Raw genomic sequence first — 16,658 nt, 5'->3', positions numbered from 1 at the left:
AGCGTTCGGATGCGTCATTGATCTTGGCTCTCGACCATTCCGACACACCTGCCAGAAAGTCTCCGTGCGATTCACGTTGGTCGCACTTGAAATCAACGATTGTGACTCAAAGCATGCAAAACGATCACCTTCTCGTCGAATCTTGCGCCCGGATTCCTCGGTCCGGAAGGAACTGAACCGGAAGTCAGCACATGGCCGAGGAAGACATCCCGCTCGAGATTCGACAATTTGTCTGGCGACATATTCGCTCCGTCGAGCAATTGGAAATACTCGTTCTATTGTGGAGCAAGCCAAACGCGGGTTGGTCAGTTCAGACTGTTTATGATATCGTCCTCAGTTCGAAGCCATCGGTGGAACAATGGCTGGAAGAATTCGTGCGCCTCGGCGTTTTTGAAAAGACAACGGGCCTTCCACCGACCTTCAGCTATGTCGCCACCGGTGAGACGGCGGCTCAGTTCGAGGCGCTAGCGCGGCTCTACAAGACAAAGCCGGTCCGGGTCATCGAAACGATTTTCAGGAGGGATCGGGATCCGGCGCAGGGTTTTGCCGACGCATTCAAAATCAAGAACAAACCATGATTGCCACGCTCGTTTACATCCTCTGCACCCTGACCAGCCTCGGCTGCAGTCTCCTTTTGTGGCGCGGTTATCGCAAGACGCGTTTGCGACTTCTTTCCTGGAGCGCGGCCTGTTTCGCGATTCTCGCGGTCTGCAATGCGCTCCTCTTTTTTGACCTCATCGTTTTCCCTCAAACCGACCTGCTCGTTTTCCGAAACCTCGCGACGCTGGTCGCGCTGCTCGTTTTGCTTTACGGCCTGGTTTTCGAGTCCCATTGAATATGCTCAATACTTTCCTCGCCGGTGCGATTTGTATGGGCTGCTTGATCGCCGCGCTGTTTTTCGTCCGCTTCTGGAAGACCACACGTGATCGCCTCTTTCTCTTCTTTGCCGCGGCCTTCCTCGTGCTGATGAGTGAGCGCGCCATCCGCGAATTGATGGACATCAAGACCGAGTGGGTGCCCGTCGTTTATTCCCTCCGCCTTGGGGCATTCCTGTTGATCCTGCTGGCCATCGTGGACAAGAACCGCCGGGCCTAGCGGCAGGGCCGTTAGCGGGATGGCATGCGGTCAAATGCGCAATTGAAAATGCAGCGCGCGCCCTTGTGGTGATGCAACTTTGCGCAATAGACCACGCGCCCAGAGCGTCGATAGACCACGGCCGCGAGTAGCATGGCGAGCACGGGAGCGGTGAAGTAGATCCACAAGGCCGTCCAAATGTGGCCGACGAAAGCGGACCCAAAGGTGCGTGCCGGGTTCATGCTCATACCGGAAAACGGCGCCTCGATGGCGATATAGGCCGCCACCAGGGTTGCGGCGAAATACGGTGTATAGGGAGCCAACCGGGGGCGATTGCTGACATTGAGAATCGTGAGCATCAGGATGAAAGAAATCGTGAACTCCGCGAAAAAGGCGGTGGCGGTTCCCGATGTGCCGGGCACCGTGGCGACATAGCTTACCGAGGCGTCGGCCAACCAGCGTGGGACGAACGCGCCGACCAGGGCGACCCCGGCGATTCCACCGAGAAACTGTGCGAGGACGTAGAAGAGGGCATCCCAAGGCTGGATCTTGCCCAGCCGCCAGAAGGTGAGCGTGACCGCGGGGTTGAAGTGCGCACCCGATCGCCGGCCAATCGGGGAGAGGATGAGGGCGAGGGCGGTCGCGCCCATGGCGAGGCCGATGAGGAGCCGGCGGAGGAATGAACCCGGCAACGCGGTGACGAGCGGCGAACCCGGATGCTCGAGGAGAATGGTGAAGACGCTCGCGGATATCATAAACAGCCCGAGGAGCGTGGCCTCGATGGCGTATTCCGACCAATGCGCGCCAAGCGCTGCGGCGACGCCTTGCCGTCGTGGCGCGGGTATGCGAGGGCTCGGGCCCGACGCCACGCCGATGCTCACGGCCTCACGCCCTCCGTAGCGAGCCGCAGCCGATAGATGCTCGTGTGCGCGCAGAGGTAGAGGGTGCGACCATCGCCGTCGCCCCAGGCAAAATTGTGCGGCTGTTCGGGACCGCTGATCAAGCCGAGGCGTTTGCCTTCCGGCGAGACGATCCACAAGCCGCGGGGCCCGGAGATATAGACATTGCCGGCGGTGTCGACCTTGAGTCCGTCGATGGCGTTCTCCGTGCCCTCGGCGGTGAAGTCGGCGAAGACTTTGCTTTCGGTCACTGCGCCGTCATCCCCGAGGCAATAGCGCATGACAACCTTCTTGTTGTCGTCCCAATCGCCAACATAGAGAAATTTCTCATCGGGTGAAAAGGCGATGCCGTTGGGACCGCTCAGTTCCTTGGTGACGAGGGATATCCTGCCATCTTTCACCGCAAAGACGCCGGAGAAGAGGAGTTCCTTGCGCGGATCAGCGCCGAATTTTGGCAGGCCAAATGGCGGATCGGTGAAGAAAAGAGTGCCGTCGCGGCGATAGACAAGGTCGTTGGGCGAGTTCAATCGTTTTCCGTCGAAACGGTCGGCGAGCACGGTCAGGACGCCATTTTTCGCGATCCGGACGACGCGGCGGTTGCCATGCTGGTCGATGGTGAGACGGCCATCGCGGTCGAAGGTGAGGCCGTTGGAGCCAGGCTGTCCATATTCGCCGATCTCTGCGCCGGTGCTGCCGCTTTTCGAGCGAAATACGCTCACCTCGCCCTCGGGCGTGAGGCGGTAGATGGTGTTTTCATTCGGGTCACTGAAAAGGAGGGCGCCGAGTTCGCGCGACCACACGGGGCCTTCGGTGAAGGTGAATCCAGTGGCTACTTTCTCGAGCTTCGCATCGCGCGGCACGATGGCGTCGAGCGCGGGATCGAGGCGCTCGATATTTGTTTCGACAAATAGGGGTGCGGGCGGCCGGTGAAAATCGAGCGTCGCCGATTTGACCCAGATGAAATTTGCCGGGGAGGCGGAGATGGGACCGTTCATGCCGAAAACGGCGAGCTGGAATTTTTGCCCGGGCCGCGCATCGCGGGTGAGGACCACGCGGTTGGGCGCATTCCAGCCGCGCACGACCTGTCCGCCGCTCTGGCCGTAGGTGAAGCCGAGTTGTCCATCGACCCACACCTCGGCATAGTCATCGACGACAACCTCAAAGACGATGGTCGCGCCCGTGGGATCGAACGCGCCGATCTTCGCGGGGATCGTGACGTTGATTCGATACCAGTTGAAGCTGAGCCGTCCGTGGCCGCGGCGCTGATCGAGGGACTCGGGCGCGATGATTTCCCAATTCGCGTCGTCGAAGTCCGCCGGGCCGGCATGCGGTTCGTAATCGTAGGTCAAATTGGCCGCGCCAGTGGCCTTGAGGTCGGCGCCGACATCGTGGTGCGCGACTTCGTGGATCTGAACGTCATGGTAGCGCCACTGCGCGTGGGCGAGCTGCGTGCCATCGCGGGTGGCAAGGTCAACGATGGCTACGGGACGGCCCAGGCGCGCCTCGGACGTTTGCGCGACGACCGGCCGGCCGAGTAATACGCCCAGCGCGGCAAGGAGGAAGAGTTGGAGTTTCACGATGAGGTGCGGGAGCGCGGCGGTTAGAAAATGCGGTCGATCCAGGAGAGCTGGTGAGCCTTGAGGTGCGGCCAGTTGCCGTCGGCTTTCGCGAGGTTGCCCGCGACGTCCCTGGTCCACAGGTTCCAGGCCTTCTGGTTGTGCTGGAGCACGAGACGTCCGTTCAGGATCTGCCAGTAGTGCGGGCTGATTTCCGAGATGGTGTCGATCGATGCCGCGTAGCCGCAGAAGCCGCCGAACTGGGGTTCGTACTTCGCGGGATTCCGAAGGAACAGAGCTCGATTCCTCGACGAGGCGAAGTGATAGAGCGCGCCCTTGTAGGTCGTCGAGAAGGACGGGTTTCCCTCCACGGGCCGGCTTTCGGTGAAGTAACCGACGGGATCGTAGCCCTGGAGCGCGAGACCATGTTTATCGACGTTGACGAGTTCTCCCGCGCTGGCAAAGGCCGCGAGCGCGAAGGTGGCGAGCGAAGTGAGGATCAGGTTTTTCATACGGATGATTGGGGTTGAGATTGGGTGAAGGATTGAGGTCAGCGGTTCGCGAACGCGGTGGCAGTGGACGAGATGGGCTTCACGACAAAGTAATGGAATGGGCCCCGGACCGCGGTGAACTGGTGCGGCGTGCCCGCCGGGATGACAACGACGTCTCCAGGCCTGAGTTGATGGGTCTCGCCTCCGGCGATGGCCTGGCCGCGAATCTCATCCATCGACGCCGAGTTGGGCTCGATGACCGTACCGCCGACCACCAGCGTCGCGGTGCCCTCGACGACGTAGAAAACATCCGTCTCCCGGGCATGCACTTCGGCCTGGCCAGGCTCGACACGGAGGCTGGCGTTCACCTTGTAGGCGGCGGTCTCGAGCAATCTCCCGTCTTTGGCGAAAGCGGCGAACACGTCCTTCGCCGGAAAGACCGTTGCCGGGGTCGCGGTGGGCGACGCCGCGCCAGTCTTCGCCGGACCAGTGATTGCCCCCGCGCCGGCCAGGGCGAGTTCTTCGTCTTGTTGCGCGCTGCTCGCGCCGCTGACGCCCACAGCACCGATGATTTGGCCGTCCATCAGGATCGGCACACCGCCCTGGAGCGGAGTGAAGTTCTCATGCATCGCCGCCATCGCGGTGCGGCCTTTGTTGATCACGTCCTCGAAGAACTTGGTTGGTTTCTTGAAAAGCGCCGCGGTGCGCGCCTTGCCGATGGAGATGTTCGCGCCGGCGGCGAATGTGCCGTCGAGGCGCTCGAGCGCCATTAAATTTCCGCCGTCGTCGACGACGGCGATGACGCCACCGGGAGCATTGTGAGCCTTCGCGTAAGCGATTGCGCCGACGATAACCTGCCGTGCGCCGTCAAGGGTGAGGCTTTTTCTTTCTGCGACCTGCGCCTGCGCGAGGCCCGCGAATATGATGAGAGCTGGGAGAATGGATTTGAGGTTCATGTAGTTGGTTGAGGGTGATGCTTTTGGATCGAGCACCCGCAGTGGCGCGGCCATGGGGCGCGCTACCTTTGTCGCCACCTCCAGCGAATCCTTACAATCCCAGTACGCCCCCCTGGGCGGCGGCCGTTACCGTGTTTTCCTGGCCGCGCTCACAGGCCTCAAAAAGAGAAGGCGCGGTGGCAGCGAATCGCAGGAGCGTCGAGCGATTCGATCGTGATCCATCCGCGTCCCCCGGGTCTCCGATCGCGCTGGCTTCGAAAGGGGTCCGATCGACCTTAAGGTCGCTGCTGCTCTGCCGGCGAATGCTCGCGCAATGTGCGTTTGAGCCGCGCCTTGAAATCCACGTTCAACGTCGGGCTGTCAATTTCGCCCGGATGCTCGGGCAAGCGGCGGCTGGCTTCGTGCAAGAGTTCGAGTTGCTCCGTGTAACGTGCACAATACTCGCAAAAGAGTCGATGCAGTCCAAGCCGCGTCCGCGTGGTGAATGGGAGCGGATGATCGAGTTCCTCCGAAGCCAGGCGGGTTACTTCGTGGCAATTCGGCGTGATCCGCCATACTACGCCGGCTATCCTGGCCTTGAGCCAGTGGGGCGATTCATGGTCGGCGGGTACAGAGGACATCTAAAGATAAGTCGCGCGAGGACGGCGAAACTTACACTTTTTTTGGGCGAGCGCGATTTTATTGCGCCGGCGCGATGACTCCGACGTGGTCGACAAGGTCTACGATTTGGGCTGGAGGGCAATTTTCAATCGGGTGCGTGCGTCCGGCGACATCGCACCACGCGTTTTTTGCGCTCCTTCTTCTGGCACGGCCTTCAGGGCCCTGCGAAGAAGGATGAGTTGATCGCGGTAGCGTTCGCACCAGACGCAAATGAGGTAGTGAATTCGCAGGGCGAGACGCGTGCGCAGCGGCAGCGGGCTGTCCATCGAACGCGAAATGAGCCGCGTGATGTCGTGGCATTTCGGGGTGTGCGTGGCGATGAACATCACCAGCCTGGTTTTCCACCAATTGGTCGGCTCGATCACAGCCTCGCGCCTCCCTGCCCGTCGAAGAAGTTCACCTCCAGGCACTGGCGCAGGGCCATGCGCGCACGGTGGAGCATCACCCAGAGATTGGCTTCGGTGATGTTGAGCGTCGCGCAGATTTCCCTGCTCGGCACGTCGTCGATCTCACGCATGGTGAAGACGGTGGCCACGCGGTCCGGCAGCTTTGCCAGGCAGCCCTGGATGGTCTGCCAGAATTCGGCTCGCTTCATGGCATCCTCACCCTCGGGTTTCCAATCGGAGGGGCCGCGCTCGTGGATCCAGTAGTTCTCGCCGTCGAATTTGTCGGAATGTTCGTCGCTGAAGAACTCGAGATCCGTGAAATTCGTCTCGCGTCCCAGCTTGCGGAAGTAATCGCAGACCTTGTTCTTCAAGATGCCGACGAGCCAACTCCGCTCGCTGGAACGGCCGCCGAATTTTTCGTGCGTGCGGACGGCGACGAGCAGCGTCTCCTGCACCAGATCCTCGGCGACCTCCTCCTTGCGCACCCGGGTGAGAGCGAAGCGGAAGAGGCAATCGCCGTGCTCATCGACCCAGCGGTCGGGATCGGCATGGGAGCGCGTAGGTGGCGGAGCCGAAGTTTCGATTTCAGGCTGGTTCATGGTGTGCGGTGCTTTCTGAAGTGGTGTCGATCGCCTGCCGGAGTTGCTCCTCCTGGAACGGGGAACAGCGCACGAGCGCGACCGAGCGACGGGAAAGAGCAGCGAGCAAATCGAGGCCAGGACGCTCGATGAGCGAGACGTCGCCGAGATCGAGGGTGACACTCCGGCCGGCGGCGAGCATGCGGTCGCAGGTGGCGCGCAATTCGTCGATCCAGGCGCCGGCAAGATGGCCTTCGAGCCGCAAGGTGGCGGTATTTTCGGCCGGGGAAGTGATGGAAATTCGGAGCATGATCGCAGTGGGAAAAAATGCGGTTGAGTTGCGCTGCGGCCTATTTGCAAGCAACGTGCCACGACGCCTTTTGATTGCGTCCCCATCCGATTTTACTCTGAAGAATCCCCCGTTTCTGACGAACTCTCCACAAGCCACGACGCAGCCCACGAAATTCGTGGCCACGACCTTTCGTGGCCGATCCGCGAGATTTCGCGGGTTAGCGCCCGCTTAGGCCTTGGATCGCGAGATGCCGAGTTTTTGCATCCGACTGCGCAGAGTACTCGGCTGGAGATCCAGGATTTTCGCCGCGCCCTGCGCGCCCTCGATGCGCCAGTTTGTCTGCTTGAGCACGGAGACGATGTGCTGGCGCTCGACTTCCTCCAGCGCGTTGCCCGCTGAAGCGATAGAGGAGGCCGGCGAGGATGAGGGCGCCTTTACATCAAACATCGCCGACTCCGGGGACCAGGTGGGCGGCGGCGCAGCCACGCCTGGCAATGCGCCTTTCTCCACCGCGAGCACCGGCCCTGCGGACAGCACCACCGCGCGCTCGATGACGTTTTGCAACTCGCGGATATTACCCGGCCACGAATAGGCACACAATCGCGCCATCGTCTCCTCGGCGACTTGCGTGACCGGCCGGCCGAGCTTGCGCGCAAATTTCTCGAGGAAGAACATGGTGAGCAGCGGGATGTCGTTGGCACGCTCGCGCAGCGCCGGTGTCGTTACGGGCACGACGTTGAGACGATAGAAAAGGTCGCTGCGAAATTTGCCGTCGCGCACCATGGCGGTGAGATCACGATTCGTCGCGGCGATGACGCGCACATTCACCTTTTGCGTCTTCGTGCCGCCGATTGGCTCGAACTCCTGTTCCTGCAACACGCGCAATAACTTCACCTGCGTCTCCGGCGGCAATTCGCCGACTTCGTCGAGGAAGATGGTGCCGCCATCGGCCAGCGCGAAACGACCTTCGCGATTGGCGATGGCGCCGGTGAACGCGCCCTTCACGTGGCCGAAGAGTTCGCTCTCCACCAACCCCGCGCTGATGGCGCCGCAGTTGACCTTCACGAGCGGATGATCGCGACGCGGGCTGCGATCGTGAATGGCGCGGGCGATCAATTCCTTGCCGGTGCCGGTCTCTCCGCAAACCAGCACCGTGGAATCGGTCGGCGCGACTTGATCGACCTGCCGGAGAACGTGGAGCAGCGATGCGCTGTTTCCCACGATCTCCACGAAGTTGTGCTGACTGCGGATTTCTTCCTGCAGGTAGATATTTTGCGCCTCAAGGCGCGATTTCTCCTGCTCCATCAAGACGCGGTCGGTGATGTCGAGAAACATCGTGCGCGTGTAGGTGCCGCCCGGGTCGGGGCGCGACCACCATTGAATCCAGAAGGGCTTGCCATTGTCCTTGCGCCGCATTTCGAGCACCACTCCGCTGGTATCCGCGCCGCGCCCGATGGACTCGAACGCCTCGCGCATGCGGCGCTGCGCGTCCGGCGTGTCGGGCGCGAATGTTTTGCCGTAGGTCGTGGGCACATCCTCGGGCTTGATGCCGAGAATGCGCATCGCCGTGCGGTTGGCGCGGATGAAGTGGGAGTCGAGTCCTTCATGCACGTAGGCGATGGGCGCTTCGTCGAAAAGGTCGCGGAAGCGCTCCTCGCTGGCGTCGAGCGCCTTGCTCGTCTGCTCGAGTTGCACAGTCACCTGTTGTTTCTGCCGTTCGAGCGAAGCGATTTTCTGCGCCGCCAGCTCGTCGCCGAGCCGGCGCATTTCCTCCTGCACGAGGCAATCGTCCAGCGCCACTGCCACCGCGCTGGCGACTTGATCAAGAAAGGCGTGTTGGAGCGCAGCATAGGCATCGCATGCCGAGGCCATGAAGAATAGAGCGCCCCGCACCCGCTCGCCGGCGACGAGCGGCAGGACGCAGAGTGATTCCATCTGCTCCCGTCCCATCGAGCCAAAGGTGCTGGGAAACCGCTTTCCGACTTCCTCCCGGCTGGCGGCGACGTACCACTCGCGGTGCTTCATCACCCAATCCGCGACTGATCCTTCGGCGTCCAGCACGGTGAGCGGTGCGCCCTCGGTTTGGATGTTTCGCTTAGTCAGGATGTGGGCCTGGAGCCGGTCGCCGTCCGCGGGTAGGACGACGCCGAAGCAGTCGGTCGGGACGGCATTTTGCAAGCACTCCGCCAGGGCGCCAAAAAGCACATCGCGCTGGAGATGGTGACCAATGGCCCGCGTGATATTGAGCAGCGCGTGGGTCTCGACGTGCGTGCGCCGGAGCTCGGCGTGGGCTTTGCGCAGCTTTTCGTCGGCCTGCTTGCGCTCCAGTTCGGCGCAACCGCGGGCCGCGAAAATCCGCAGCGTCGCGATGTCCTCCCCGGTCGGCTCCATGGGCTCCGTGTGCAGCACGGCCAGGTGCCCGATGGTGCGGCCCATGGCGTTGCGCATCGGCACGCCGACATAGCTTTCCGCACCGATTTGTTGCAGCCAGACGTCTTCGGGGAACTTGGCCGCCAATCCGGATGACGTGGAGCAGACGTGGCCGGCCGCGACGCGCTGGCACGGTGTCCCGGGAAAGCGATAGGTGAAGCCAGCGCCGAAATCCGCACCCTCCCAAAAAGCCAGGGACTTCGATTCCAGCTCGCTCAATGTTTCCGCGGCGAAGGCGTAGCGGGCGCCGAGCGCCTGCGCGGCACTGCGGGCGAGCGAGCGGAAGAACTCATCGCCGGTGGTACTCGCGGTACCTTCGACGAGCGCCCGCAAGGCACGTTCCGCGCGCACGTAGGTGGTGACGTCGCGCGAGGAGGCGAGCAGCTTTTCGGGCCGTCCGTCCGCGTCGGCGATGGGGCTTACGACGACGTCGAACCATTTCGGGATGCGAGTCTGTGTGGTCGCGAAGAAACCCACGAATTGCGCCATGCCTCCTCCCCGGGCCGTTTTCACCGCCGCTTCCGCCGCCTCACGGTCCGCGCCCTGCCAGAAATCGATCCACGAGGTTCCGATGAACGGCTGGAGATTACAGATTTCGAGCAGCTTCATGCCGCCGGCATTCATGGAGAGGAGCCGCCCGTCGAGATCGAGAACCTTGATGCAATCCGGGCTCCCATCGATGAGACTCGCCGTGAAATCGCCACCGTCGCTGGGCGCGGTTTTCGGTTCGGCGGCTGGGCGGTTGGTGCGCGTGGGCATCAGGCGTGGCGAAGTGCGGCACGGTTGGTATCACATCCGCTAAACCAATGAAACGCTGAAATCGGTGACCTTCCCGGGCGCACTCGAAATGTAAGGAACTCGCGGCGACCACGACCAAGCAGTGCGCCGGCCACGTGCCGACCCGCGGAAATCCATTACCAACATGCATACCCATCATCACTCGCAATATCCACAGCCCGTCATGCCCAAGGTGCCCATCCGGCGCCTGCTCGAAGGGCAGACCGCGATCGTGACCGGTGCCAGCTCGGGCATCGGCAAGGCAATCGCCATCGAGCTCGGCAAGGCCGGCGCGAATGTCGTCGTCAATTACGTCAGTGGCCCGGACAAGGCGGAGGAAGTCGTGGCCAGCATCGAGGGAGAGGGCAGTCATGCGGTGGCCGCCAGGGCCGATGTCTCCAACGAAGCGGAGGTGCAGGCCATGTTCGCGCAGGCGAAGGCGGAATTTGGCACGGTCGACATCCTCGTGAACAACGCCGGGCTCCAGGTCGATGCGCCTTTCGCCGACATGACACTCGCCCAATGGCAGAAGGTCATCGATGTGAACCTCACCGGGCAATTTCTCTGCTCCCGCGAAGCGGTGCGCGAATTCAAGGCGCGTGGCGTGAAACCGGAAGTTTCCTGCGCGGCGGGGAAGATCATCTGCATCAGCTCGGTGCATGAGGTCATCCCGTGGGCCGGCCATGTGAACTACGCGACATCCAAAGGCGGCGTGATGCTGATGATGAAGAGCATCGCCCAGGAAGTCGCGCCGTGGCGCATCCGCGTGAACTCGATCGCGCCGGGTGCGATTCGCACTCCGATCAATACCGCGGCGTGGGACACGCCCGAGCATTACGCCGAGCTGCTCAAGCTCATTCCTTACAAGCGCATCGGCGAACCGAACGAAATCGGCCGCGCGGCCGCTTGGCTCGCCAGCGATGACGCTGACTATATTCACGGCATCACGCTTTTCGTCGACGGCGGCATGACGCTTTATCCGGGCTTTGAAACCGGAGGCTAGCCATGGATCCGCTCCTTGCTCTCGCGCTATCGCTCGTCATCGTCCTCCTCCGCCTCGATCCACCTTCCGTCCACTAAGATCATGCCCGCATCACTTCCTCCGCTCGACGCCGAATGGCTCGAGGCCGACGGCCTCGGTGGCTTCGCCAGTGGCACCGTATCAGGCATTCGCACCCGCCGGTACCACGCCCTGCTGCTCACTGCCACTACTCCGCCCGCCGGACGCATGGCCTTGGTCAACGGCTTTGATGCCTGGGTCGAAACGCCGCAGGGTACATTTGCGATTTCCTCGCAACGCTACGCGCCGGACGTGGTCCATCCCGATGGTGTCGCCCGGCTCGAGAGCTTCACGTGCGAACCGTGGCCGCGCTGGACCTGGCGGCTCACGGAGGATCTGCAGATCGAGCAGGAAATCTTCACCGTGCACGGCAAGTCGGCCGTCTTCGTCGCCTGGAAGCTCATCGGCGAACCGCGGGGTCCCGTCACTTTGAAAGCCCGGCCCTTCCTTTCGATTCGCGACTTTCACGGCATGCAGCACGAAAATGGCGCGTTCGGCTTCGCACCCACGGAGAGCTTTGAGCATGTCGTGTGGCAACCATATGAGGGAGCGCCGGGGGTCGTCGGGCGTAGCAACGGCCTCTATCGCCACGAGCCGACGTGGTATCGCAATTTTCTCTACGTCGACGAAGCCGCGCGCGGACTCGATGCCACCGAAGACGTCGCGTCGCCCGGAACCTTCCACTGGGATCTCGCCGTCAAACCCGCGGTTTGGCTTTTCACACCCGACAACCAACGGCTCAATCACCTCGAATCCACCGAGGAACTCTATGTGATGACGCGACGCACCGAGATGGCCCGCCGCGGAGCCTTCGAGTCGCCGCTCCATCGCGCCGCCGATGCCTATCTCGTGAAGCGCGGCTCGGGACGCACGCTCATCGCCGGCTATCCGTGGTTTGGCGACTGGGGACGCGACACCTTTATTGCGTTGCGCGGGCTGTGCATCGCCACCGGGCGGCTCGAAGACGCGCGTGACATTCTCCTCGAATGGGCCGGCGCCGTGTCGGAAGGCATGCTGCCCAACCGCTTTCCCGATCGCGGCGAAAACCCAGAGTTCAACTCCGTGGACGCGTCACTTTGGTACGTCATCGCCGTCCACGAATACATCGAGGCCGCTGAGCACCAATGCCCCGCGTCTTTCATTGCGGATTGCCACACACAGCGAATGCGCCAGGCAGTCGAGGAAATCCTCACCGGCTACAGCAGCGGTACGCGCTTCGGCATCCGCGCGGATACCGACGGCCTGCTCGCCTGCGGCCAACCCGGCGTGCAACTCACCTGGATGGATGCCAAGGTCGGCGACTGGGTGGTGACACCACGCATCGGCAAGCCGGTCGAAATCCAGGCTCTTTGGATCAATGCGCTATGGATCGGCCTGCGGTCGTCTCCGCAGTGGGAGCCATTGCTGGAAAAGGCCCGCGCCAGCTTTCATGAGCGTTTTTGGAACGAAGCCACGGGCGGTCTTTTCGATGTCGTCGATTGCGATCACCGCCGCGGCGTAAACGACGGCACCATCCGTCCCAACCAAATCTTCGCCGTCGGCGGACTTCCACTCCCCCTGATCGAAGGGGATCGCGCCCGGCGCATCGTCGCTACGGTGGAGGAGAAGCTGATCACTCCGCTTGGCCTCCGCTCGCTCGCGCCCGGCGAACCCGGTTACGCACCCCACTACGAAGGCGGCGTGTGGCAACGTGACAGCACTTATCACCAGGGCACCGTCTGGCCGTGGCTCATCGGTCCCTTTGTCGAGGCCTGGCTGCGTACGGCGGGCGACGTCGCCGCAGCCAAGGCTGCGGCGCGCACCCGTTTCCTCGCCCCGCTACAGAGACACCTAGGCACTGCTGGCCTCGGTCACATCTCCGAGATTGCCGATGCCGAGTCATCCTATACACCACGTGGCTGCCCCTTCCAGGCGTGGTCGCTGGGAGAGCTCCTGCGCCTCGAAAAAGCCATCTCATGAACCAACCCAAAATCATCGCCTTTGCCGGCAGCCTCCGCGTCGGCTCCTTCAACAAGAAACTTCTCGCGGTGGCCGCTGACGCGGCGCGCACCGCTGGAGCGGAAGTTACCATCGTCGATCTCCGCGACCTGGCGCTCCCGCTGTTTGACGAGGACCTCGAGGAGGCCGGCGGCCTGCCCGAAGGCGCGAAAAAACTCAAGGCGTTGCTCCGGGCGAGCGATGGCATGCTGATCGCCTCGGCCGAATACAACAGCTCGATCACCGCTGCGTTAAAGAACGCCATCGACTGGGCCTCACGGGCCGAGACCGACGACGAACCGCCGCTGGTGGCTTTCCGTGGCAAAGCTGCGGCACTCTTGGCCACGTCGCCGGGCGCCCTCGGCGGCCTGCGTGGTCTCGTCACCGTGCGCTCCATCCTCAGCAACATCGGTGTCCTGGTGCTCCCCGACCAGGTCGCTATCCCTGCGGCCCACGAGGCGTTCGACGAATCCGGCAAGCTCAAGGACGAACGTAAAGCCAAGCAGGTGGCTGGACTCGCGAAGGGCTTGGTGGAATTGACGCGCAAGCTCAAGGGCTGATCGGCTGAGCGTTACGCGCGCAAGGACTTTGTCCGAATGACATAGTGTCCCGGAAGGGGGGACTTCACTCACTTTTAGCGTTTCGCCGACTGGCGTTCTCGACCCGATCTATTCGTCCTGGCTTGAAAGAGAAAACGCTCTCCCGGTGCCCTGAGGCACACGGGAGAGCGCTGGTTTGGTGGGCTGTAGTTGGGCTGGGATTACAGCACTTTCTGCGCGGCCGGGGTCACAGCGGCGGCCACGAGCTTCTTCGCGGCCCGCGTGTGATGTGCGACCGTGTGCGCGGGCTGCTGGCAGCGCGAGCAAGAGGTCGTTACTTCCTGGGTGGCGATGGGACGCGGGGCGATGACGCCGGAATCGTGCGGGCCGGGGCCGGCTTGGGCGGCAGGGATGATGGCATTGCTGATCGCCAGCGTAACCGCGGCGAGGATGGATTTGGTTTTGAAGTTCATTGGGTTCGTTTGGCTATTGGTTTGATTTGTTCGCGAAGATGTCGCGTGGGAGATAAGTCGCGCGGCGTGCGAATTCCTTACAACCGCACTTGCCGCGTCCCCGACTGCCACCTGGTGCAGCCGGAATCGGCCACGCTCCCGCATCAATTACTCGCGGCCGTAAAGAAGATCGACTCGGTGCGCGAAAGCAGCGCGCCGTGGAGCGTCAGGTCGGTTCATTTGCAGCGGAAAGCAGGCCGCGGGGCGGGCCGGAAATTTGTGAGTGTCGATTTCTTCGTAAGGATTCCGCCGGTCGCGCGACGAAGGATGCACACCGGCAAGCCGCTGCCCAGATGGGCGTGCGTGCCATGCCATCCAGGCGGCCGGGACAAAACACACCACATCAACCGAAAATGAACTACCACATCATCAGCAAAACCATGCGCGTGCTCTTCGCCGCGCTCTTCGTCACCGGACTTGTCGCGCAGGCTCAGGCCGGCCCCGGCATCCAGTCGTTCGCGCCGGTCAAGACCATGAAAGAGGCCAAGGCCATCAAGCCCGGCACGACCATCGCCATCTCGTGTGGCAATTGCGGCATCACCTCGGTCTTCACCGCCGGCGAGGACCGCAGTTATCTGCATGGCTACACCTGCACGCACTGCAAGGCCAAGTTCGTCGCCCGCATGGTCGGCGGTCGCGGCACCACCGTCCCCACGTTTGTCTACGAAGACGACGCCGGGCACCAGTCGAAGCTGCTGCGCGCCATGTAATCTGCCACTCACCATCGGCCGCGAAGCCTGCATTCCTCAGGCTTCGCGCGCCGGTGGCGGCATTCCCATTTCTCCCTGCACTCCCGCTCCTCACCACCCATGAAGACCCATCCCAGCGATACCGCCGAACACCGCCGCCTCACCGAAGACCGCGAGCGCACGCGCAACTGGAAACGGTGGGGGCCGTATGTCAGCGAGCGCCAGTGGGCGACGGTGCGCGAGGACTATTCTCCCCATGGCAATTGCTGGGATTACTTTCCGCACGACCATGCCCGCAGCCGCGCCTATCGCTGGGGCGAGGACGGTCTCCTCGGCTTCACCGACCGCCAATGCCGCCTGTGCTTCGGGCTCGCCTTGTGGAATGAACGCGACCCGATTTTGAAGGAGCGCCTCTTCGGCCTCACCGGCCCGGAGGGCAATCACGGCGAGGACGTGAAGGAGTGCTATTACTATCTCGATTCGACGCCCACGCATTCCTACGCGAAGGCGCTCTACAAATATCCCCACGCCGAATTTCCCTACGCCCGGCTCGTGCGCGAAAATCGCGAGCGCGGCCTCGGCGGCCTGGAACTGGAACTCGCCGACACCGGCGTCTTCGATGAGGACCGTTACTTCGATGTCTTCGCGGAATACGCCAAAGCCTCACCGGAGGATATCTGCATCCGCATCACCATCGCCAATCGCGGGCTCGATGCCGCCACGCTGCACGTTCTGCCCACGCTTTGGTTTCGCAATACCTGGAGCTGGGGCACAAGCAATGGCAGTTCGGTGAAACCGACGCTGGCCCTCACGAATGCCGATGTGATCCGCGCGGAACAGAGCGATCTCGGCCCTTATCTTTTCTCCTGGGAAGGTGAAGCCACCGCGCTCTTCACGGAAAACGAAAGCAACGCGCAACGCCTCTGGAACCAGCCCAACGCCACGCCATTCGTGAAAGACGCCTTTCACGAATGCGTCGTCCATGGGCTCGCCGACGCGGTGAATCCCGCGCAGACCGGCACCAAAGGCGCCCCGCATTTCGTCCTCGCGCTGGCCGGCGGCGCAACACGCACGCTGAAGCTGCGCCTGGTGCGCGAGCAGGACGCGCCGGCCCTGTTTTTCGGCAAGGTCTTCGACCAGGTTTTCACCGATCGCCAGCGCGAGGCCGACGAATTCTACAACTCGGTCGAACGTCCCGACATGACCGCCGACGCGAAGCGCGTCGCGCGGCAAGGGTACGCCGGGCTGCTGTGGAGCAAACAGTTCTATCACTACGTGATCGATGGCTGGCTGAAAGGCGACGCCGGGCAAACGCCACCGCCCGCGGAGCGGCAGGTTGGCAGGAACGCCGAATGGCCGCACCTCTATTCGCAGGACATCATCTCCATGCCCGACAAATGGGAGTATCCCTGGTTTGCCGCGTGGGATCTCGCCTTCCACATGATCCCCATGGCGCAAGTCGATCCCGACTTTGCCAAGCATCAGCTTCAGCTCTTTCTGCGCGAGTGGTACATGCATCCGAACGGCCAGATTCCCGCCTACGAATTCGCCTTCGGCGACGTCAATCCACCCGTGCACGCCTGGGCCGCGTGGCGCGTCTACAAGATCAGCGGCCAACGCGGCGCGCGGGACCGGGAGTTTCTCGAGAGCGTTTTCCAAAAGCTCCTCCTCAATTTCACCTGGTGGGTCAATCGCAAGGACGCCGAGGGCAACAACCTCTTCCAAGGCGGCTTCCTCGGTCTCGATAACATCGGCGTCTTTGACCGCTCCAAGCCCCTTCCC

Annotated in this window: 17 protein-coding genes and 1 pseudogene; 8 read left to right on the top strand and 10 right to left on the bottom strand. The window is 62.5% G+C overall.

Annotated features, from left to right (window positions below; genetic code table 11):
* Positions 1-191: 191 nt before the first annotated feature.
* The 3 genes from ABJF10_RS07725 to ABJF10_RS07715 are packed head-to-tail and all read left to right on the top strand — an operon-like array spanning position 192 to position 1,095.
* On the top strand, positions 192-578 hold the full coding sequence (locus tag ABJF10_RS07725; RefSeq protein ID WP_348543961.1) for a hypothetical protein: 387 nt from the start codon (positions 192-194) through the stop codon (positions 576-578).
* Positions 575-835, top strand: a complete 261-nt coding sequence (locus ABJF10_RS07720; RefSeq protein ID WP_348543960.1) for a DUF5985 family protein — start codon at positions 575-577, stop codon at positions 833-835. The genes ABJF10_RS07725 and ABJF10_RS07720 overlap by 4 nt, the downstream gene beginning before the upstream one ends.
* Before the next feature lie 2 nt (positions 836-837).
* A complete protein-coding gene (locus ABJF10_RS07715) occupies positions 838-1,095 on the top strand; it encodes a DUF5985 family protein (protein ID WP_348543959.1) in 258 nt (85 codons plus the stop codon).
* 11 nt (positions 1,096-1,106) lie between these two features.
* Here the strand turns inward: ABJF10_RS07715 and ABJF10_RS07710 are convergent, their stop codons facing one another.
* From ABJF10_RS07710 to ABJF10_RS07670, 9 genes are all read right to left on the bottom strand, one after another.
* The gene (locus ABJF10_RS07710; RefSeq protein ID WP_348543958.1) at positions 1,107-1,829 is read right to left on the bottom strand and encodes an aquaporin; all 723 of its coding nucleotides are present in this window, start codon (positions 1,827-1,829) and stop codon (positions 1,107-1,109) included.
* 122 nt (positions 1,830-1,951) lie between these two features.
* Positions 1,952-3,550 carry an SMP-30/gluconolactonase/LRE family protein gene (locus tag ABJF10_RS07705; protein ID WP_348543957.1) on the bottom strand — a complete coding sequence of 533 codons (1,599 nt, stop codon included), beginning with the start codon at positions 3,548-3,550 and terminating at the stop codon, positions 1,952-1,954.
* Between the two features lie 23 nt (positions 3,551-3,573).
* Positions 3,574-4,041, bottom strand: coding sequence for a YHS domain-containing (seleno)protein (locus ABJF10_RS07700; protein WP_348543956.1), 468 nt, complete (start codon positions 4,039-4,041; stop codon positions 3,574-3,576).
* Positions 4,042-4,079: 38 nt separating this feature from the next.
* Positions 4,080-4,976 carry a heme-binding protein gene (locus tag ABJF10_RS07695; protein ID WP_348543955.1) on the bottom strand — a complete coding sequence of 299 codons (897 nt, stop codon included), beginning with the start codon at positions 4,974-4,976 and terminating at the stop codon, positions 4,080-4,082.
* A 275-nt stretch (positions 4,977-5,251) separates the two neighbouring features.
* Positions 5,252-5,596 (bottom strand): hypothetical protein, encoded by a 345-nt coding sequence (locus tag ABJF10_RS07690; protein WP_348543954.1) that lies wholly within the window; start codon positions 5,594-5,596, stop codon positions 5,252-5,254.
* A gap of 99 nt (positions 5,597-5,695) precedes the next feature.
* Positions 5,696-6,001: a zf-HC2 domain-containing protein gene (locus ABJF10_RS07685; RefSeq protein WP_348543953.1), complete on the bottom strand. Its 306-nt coding sequence runs from the start codon at positions 5,999-6,001 to the stop codon at positions 5,696-5,698.
* Positions 5,998-6,621, bottom strand: a complete 624-nt coding sequence (locus ABJF10_RS07680; protein WP_348543952.1) for a sigma-70 family RNA polymerase sigma factor — start codon at positions 6,619-6,621, stop codon at positions 5,998-6,000. Before ABJF10_RS07680 ends, ABJF10_RS07685 begins: the two co-directional genes overlap by 4 nt.
* A complete protein-coding gene (locus ABJF10_RS07675; RefSeq protein WP_348543951.1) occupies positions 6,608-6,910 on the bottom strand; it encodes a hypothetical protein in 303 nt (100 codons plus the stop codon). The genes ABJF10_RS07680 and ABJF10_RS07675 overlap by 14 nt, the downstream gene beginning before the upstream one ends.
* A gap of 210 nt (positions 6,911-7,120) precedes the next feature.
* On the bottom strand, positions 7,121-10,081 hold the full coding sequence (locus tag ABJF10_RS07670; RefSeq protein WP_348543950.1) for a sigma 54-interacting transcriptional regulator: 2,961 nt from the start codon (positions 10,079-10,081) through the stop codon (positions 7,121-7,123).
* 202 nt (positions 10,082-10,283) lie between these two features.
* Between ABJF10_RS07670 and ABJF10_RS07665 the strand changes: the two genes are divergently transcribed.
* From ABJF10_RS07665 to ABJF10_RS07655, 3 genes are all read left to right on the top strand, one after another.
* Complete coding sequence (locus tag ABJF10_RS07665; protein ID WP_348543981.1) at positions 10,284-11,102, top strand: SDR family oxidoreductase; 819 nt, start codon at positions 10,284-10,286, stop codon at positions 11,100-11,102.
* An 81-nt stretch (positions 11,103-11,183) separates the two neighbouring features.
* A complete protein-coding gene (locus ABJF10_RS07660) occupies positions 11,184-13,118 on the top strand; it encodes an amylo-alpha-1,6-glucosidase (protein WP_348543949.1) in 1,935 nt (644 codons plus the stop codon).
* A complete protein-coding gene (locus ABJF10_RS07655; protein WP_348543948.1) occupies positions 13,115-13,696 on the top strand; it encodes an NAD(P)H-dependent oxidoreductase in 582 nt (193 codons plus the stop codon). Before ABJF10_RS07660 ends, ABJF10_RS07655 begins: the two co-directional genes overlap by 4 nt.
* Before the next feature lie 200 nt (positions 13,697-13,896).
* Here the strand turns inward: ABJF10_RS07655 and ABJF10_RS07650 are convergent, their stop codons facing one another.
* On the bottom strand, positions 13,897-14,148 hold the full coding sequence (locus ABJF10_RS07650) for a hypothetical protein (protein WP_348543947.1): 252 nt from the start codon (positions 14,146-14,148) through the stop codon (positions 13,897-13,899).
* A gap of 392 nt (positions 14,149-14,540) precedes the next feature.
* Here ABJF10_RS07650 and ABJF10_RS07645 point away from each other — a divergent pair, with 392 nt between their 5' ends.
* Positions 14,541-14,897, top strand: coding sequence for a hypothetical protein (locus ABJF10_RS07645; RefSeq protein WP_348543946.1), 357 nt, complete (start codon positions 14,541-14,543; stop codon positions 14,895-14,897).
* 99 nt (positions 14,898-14,996) lie between these two features.
* Positions 14,997-16,658: pseudogene (locus ABJF10_RS07640) on the top strand (glucosidase); the annotation flags it as partial.

Source organism: Chthoniobacter sp. (assembly GCF_040003245.1).
GTDB lineage: Bacteria > Verrucomicrobiota > Verrucomicrobiia > Chthoniobacterales > Chthoniobacteraceae > Chthoniobacter.
This window is presented reverse-complemented; position numbering and strand designations above follow the sequence as displayed.

What these genes read in the sequence shown, in the direction of transcription:
- ABJF10_RS07645 (WP_348543946.1), top strand. Translation starts at nt 14,541, where the DNA reads ATGAACTACCACATCATCAGCAAAACCATGCGCGTGCTCTTCGCCGCG.
- ABJF10_RS07715 (WP_348543959.1), top strand. Translation starts at nt 838, where the DNA reads ATGCTCAATACTTTCCTCGCCGGTGCGATTTGTATGGGCTGCTTGATC.
- ABJF10_RS07690 (WP_348543954.1), bottom strand. Translation starts at nt 5,596, where the DNA reads ATGTCCTCTGTACCCGCCGACCATGAATCGCCCCACTGGCTCAAGGCC.
- ABJF10_RS07700 (WP_348543956.1), bottom strand. Translation starts at nt 4,041, where the DNA reads ATGAAAAACCTGATCCTCACTTCGCTCGCCACCTTCGCGCTCGCGGCC.
- ABJF10_RS07675 (WP_348543951.1), bottom strand. Translation starts at nt 6,910, where the DNA reads ATGCTCCGAATTTCCATCACTTCCCCGGCCGAAAATACCGCCACCTTG.
- ABJF10_RS07665 (WP_348543981.1), top strand. Translation starts at nt 10,284, where the DNA reads ATGCCCAAGGTGCCCATCCGGCGCCTGCTCGAAGGGCAGACCGCGATC.
- ABJF10_RS07650 (WP_348543947.1), bottom strand. Translation starts at nt 14,148, where the DNA reads ATGAACTTCAAAACCAAATCCATCCTCGCCGCGGTTACGCTGGCGATC.
- ABJF10_RS07725 (WP_348543961.1), top strand. Translation starts at nt 192, where the DNA reads ATGGCCGAGGAAGACATCCCGCTCGAGATTCGACAATTTGTCTGGCGA.
- ABJF10_RS07710 (WP_348543958.1), bottom strand. Translation starts at nt 1,829, where the DNA reads ATGATATCCGCGAGCGTCTTCACCATTCTCCTCGAGCATCCGGGTTCG.
- ABJF10_RS07695 (WP_348543955.1), bottom strand. Translation starts at nt 4,976, where the DNA reads ATGAACCTCAAATCCATTCTCCCAGCTCTCATCATATTCGCGGGCCTC.
- ABJF10_RS07655 (WP_348543948.1), top strand. Translation starts at nt 13,115, where the DNA reads ATGAACCAACCCAAAATCATCGCCTTTGCCGGCAGCCTCCGCGTCGGC.
- ABJF10_RS07720 (WP_348543960.1), top strand. Translation starts at nt 575, where the DNA reads ATGATTGCCACGCTCGTTTACATCCTCTGCACCCTGACCAGCCTCGGC.
- ABJF10_RS07680 (WP_348543952.1), bottom strand. Translation starts at nt 6,621, where the DNA reads ATGAACCAGCCTGAAATCGAAACTTCGGCTCCGCCACCTACGCGCTCC.
- ABJF10_RS07670 (WP_348543950.1), bottom strand. Translation starts at nt 10,081, where the DNA reads ATGCCCACGCGCACCAACCGCCCAGCCGCCGAACCGAAAACCGCGCCC.
- ABJF10_RS07660 (WP_348543949.1), top strand. Translation starts at nt 11,184, where the DNA reads ATGCCCGCATCACTTCCTCCGCTCGACGCCGAATGGCTCGAGGCCGAC.